This is a genomic window from Clostridium sp. (genome assembly GCF_029258205.1).
In the GTDB taxonomy this organism is placed as follows: domain Bacteria; phylum Bacillota; class Clostridia; order Clostridiales; family Clostridiaceae; genus Sarcina.
On the sequence record NZ_JARHZJ010000071.1, the window covers coordinates 1 to 3,581 of the forward strand.

General features: G+C 27.1%; 2 protein-coding genes. Both read right to left on the reverse strand.

Annotated elements, in window-relative coordinates; genetic code table 11:
- Window positions 1-729: 729 nt before the first annotated feature.
- Window positions 730-2,523: an oleate hydratase gene (locus tag Q1J60_RS09140; RefSeq protein WP_300261184.1), complete on the reverse strand. Its 1,794-nt coding sequence runs from the start codon at window positions 2,521-2,523 to the stop codon at window positions 730-732.
- Window positions 2,524-2,939: 416 nt separating this feature from the next.
- The gene (locus Q1J60_RS09145) at window positions 2,940-3,518 is read right to left on the reverse strand and encodes a TetR/AcrR family transcriptional regulator (protein WP_300261187.1); all 579 of its coding nucleotides are present in this window, start codon (window positions 3,516-3,518) and stop codon (window positions 2,940-2,942) included.
- Window positions 3,519-3,581 lie beyond the last annotated feature (63 nt).

Here is a 3,581-nt window from a genome sequence, read left to right on the forward strand (position 1 = left end):
TTTCTAAATTTTATTGATAATAAGTCTTTGCAATATAAAATAAATATAGAAAATACATAATTTAAATTCATTTAATTTAACCTCAACCATTGTTTATTTAATACATATTTTTGATTATGAAAAAATAGTATGATTTTAGATAAATATTCAAGTTTTTTATTCATAAAGGTATTAGATATCTTTAATAAAAAAGTTTTCTTGCTTCTACTTTATTTGCTTGTTATGCAATTATTAAGTTTTGTTATTGTTTCAAACTTATATAATTCATTAGTCTATGCATATGCTATATTGGTACTAATCATAGTTATAAGCATACAAAAAATTATTAATCAATCTATTTTCTTTTTCATTATTATTCCAACTCCTCCATAATAACTTTTAATAAAAAAATATGTATATATCTTTAGTAATTTTTAATATTTTATTCATTACTGTCGATATAAGAAGGAATAAACTGTTCTAAAAGAATGAAATTATTTATTTTGCTGTATTTAAGTTAAATTGCAATGTTAAATTATAAGAAATCATAAAAGTTATACTTTTTAGCAAACTTATAAGCACTTATAATAAAATTCTACTAAACAAAAAACTCTCCTTTGAAAATCTCAAAGGAGAGTTTAAAACTATTATTTATAATGTATTCTTGAGTTTTGTTATTGCTTTTTCAAAGATTCAGATGTTTTATCTAGACACCTAGTTATTAAATTTTTAATTCTATTGATATTTTATCTAGATAATTCCATATTCTTTTAATAATTTCTCTATATCAGTTCCTGCTATTTGCTTCATTATCTTTCTCTTCACTAAAAATGGCAAATGAATTTTTGGTTTTTCACCATCTAATAAGCATACTCCAGCATTTAATAAATAACGTATGTCATATCTTGATCCATATACCTCTGGTACACCCTTTTCAACTCCAGTTAATACATATACCGCTTCCATAGCTGTACGTCCTGAGTATTCAATAGTAAATACTGTATCTCTTGCTGGATCATCTAAAGTTTCTGCAAATTGTCCAAGGAAAGCAAAATTAACTGCATTCTTAGGAACAACATAAGGTCTATCTCCAAATTCACGTGGCATAAATTGTGAAGTTATAAATGGCATCATTACTGGAATTGCTGTGCAAGACTGAGCAAGTTCTTCAATCTCCTCACATGGAACTCCTATGTGGAATAACCATTCCTTTATAATTTCCTTACCAGTACAATCTCTCATAGGTTTATTAATATAATCTCCATTAGTATCTGAGAATAGTCCATATACCCAAACAACTACATCATTTTCTGGTTGACCATAATATTGTCCTTGACGATTTATAGTCCAACTCATTAACCATGAAGAATCTACAGCTGTAACTATTCCTCCTGTTACAGTTCTTCCTCCATATGGTGAACGTTTTGTTATTTTTTCAATATATCTTGGTACACGTTCATCATGACAAGTTATTGTACAAGATTCCCAATTTGATTTTTCAGTATCAGTACAGAATTTATCTGGATTTCCAAATTCATCTGATTGTTTAGCTATATTTCTCCATAATTCCCAACATCCTTTTGGTTCTTTATTAAATGGAGCAGGAGTATTATCATCTCCATATCCTGATCCCTCTGTCATAGAACCATTAGTTATAAATACTAAATCATTTTCTGTTAAATCTACAGAGATATCTTTTCCATTTTTGTCCTTAGCAATTATTTTTTTAGCCACCTTTTTATGAGGAGTTATATCAAATTCTACATTTTCAACATGTACGCCATATTCAAACTTAGCCCCATGTTCTTTTAAGAACTTAACCATTGGTTTTACAAAAGATGTATATTGGTCATGTCTTGAAAATTGTAATGCTGAAAGTGTTGGTAAGCCACCAACATGGTGTATAAATCTATTCATATATAACTTCATTTCTAAAGCACTATGCCAGTTTTCAAAGGCAAACATAGTTCTCCATAATGTCCAAAAATCTGAATTTAAAAGTTCTTTAGAAAATACTTCATCAATTGCCTTATCTTGAAGTTCTTCATCTGATATAAGAACAAATTCTGCTAATTCTTTAGCTAAATCTTGTCCAAGATTAAACTTAGCATTATCATATCTTTCTCCATTTTTATGAGTTATACGACAATTGCTATAGTTTGGATCATCATAATTTATATAGAAGAAATAATCTAATACTGTCATATTTGGATCTTCAGTAGATGGAAGTGAACTAAATAAGCTCCATAGAACTTCAAAATGATGTCCCATTTCACGTCCACCACGAGCCACATAGCCTAGATTTTGAATTACCTTTCCATCTAAAGATCCTCCTGGAATATCTAATTCTTCAAAAAATGTTATTTTGCTACCATCCATATGTGCATCTCTTATTAAAAAACATCCTGCTGCTAATGCACCTATTCCAGTACCAATTAAATATGCACTTTTATCATCAATTCCTTTAGGTTTTCTAGCATTTACTAATGCATGATAACTTCCATTTGTTAAAGTAAGTCTCTCATCATGTGTTTTAAGTTTCATAAAATCTCCTTCTTTCTTAAAACTATCTATAGGTTTTTAAAACAAATCTTAGCCTTTTAAATTAATATTTATTAATAAGTTATAAGAGCATGTATCAAAATAAATTTTTGTAAAGCCCCTTTTATTTGCCAAGTGTAAGTTTTAAAAATAACTCTAAGTTCCTTTAAATCTATAATATAACCTTTCACAATATATTTCATTAGATAAATAAGAGGAGTGTTCAAAATTTAAACACTTAAATATATTTGCCTAAAAATTAGGTATATATAATCTAATGCATAAACTTTCAAATATTTTATACCATAGTTTAAATACTTTATTTATATATCTCTTCTAAATTTTCTTTTTGATTATTTGTGATTTCATTTATCTTAATTATTAATGGATTTAATGCTGAATTTATTAATTTTCTATAATTATATTTGTTTAATTTTATTTAGCTTTTCACTTCTTTTAAGTGATAATTTTATATTTCCGTCAAATAATTCACCTATTCTTTTTATAATAGCATCTGGATCTTCTTTCATTCCAGAAAAAATCCATTGAATTACCATTTCTGTCAGTGCGCATTGATAGAATTTTGCTATTAACTTCATGTCATATTCAGAGGCATTAATACCATGACTTAACTTCTTAACATACCTCTCCATCATGTTTCCTGAGACATTATAAATATAATTTACTAATTCATCTTTCTGCATTGAATTATATACATGATAAATTACCTTCTTATTTCCTAAGGCAAACCTTGTTGCTAATAAAAAGCTTTCCTCCCACGACATAGTATCATTGTATTCATCTATAACATTTTGAAGCTCAGTTTGAAAAATTTCAGATAGAAGATCATACATACCTGAATAATAATAATAGAAAGTATTTCGATTAATTCCACAAGCTAATGCTATATCTTTTACAGTAATCTTATTTAGTGGTCTTTCATTTAACAATTCTATAAAGACGCTACGAATCATTTTTTTAGTATATTGCTGAGCCAAAAGAATCTCCCCCTTTTGATTTCTATTAATAAATTATAACATTAACTTTATATTTATATTCTC